The sequence below is a fragment of the Flavobacterium azizsancarii genome (genome assembly GCF_027980145.1).
Classification (GTDB): Bacteria; Bacteroidota; Bacteroidia; order Flavobacteriales; family Flavobacteriaceae; genus Flavobacterium; species Flavobacterium azizsancarii.
Genome location: NZ_JAMZNK010000158.1, coordinates 1 through 220 on the forward strand (window position 1 = coordinate 1; position 220 = coordinate 220).

A 220-nucleotide genomic window follows, 5' to 3' on the forward strand; every position below is an offset into this window, starting at 1 on the left:
AGGATTAACGGCAGGAACTACATATACCTTTACAGTAACAAATGCTGTAGGCTGTATTTCTGCTGCATCAGGTAATGTTGTGTTCAATGCACAACCTGCGACACCATCTGCGCCAACAGTTGGAATCATAACACATCCAACCTGTACAGTTGCTACCGGAAGTGTTGTCTTGAATGGTTTACCATCAGGGAATTGGACCATCAACCCAGGAAATATTACA

Annotated in this window: 1 protein-coding gene; it reads left to right on the forward strand. The window is 43.2% G+C overall.

The window, feature by feature from the left end; translation table 11 throughout:
- A partial coding sequence (locus tag NJT12_RS25005; protein ID WP_271338815.1) for a hypothetical protein occupies positions 1-220 on the forward strand: 220 nt, incomplete at both ends.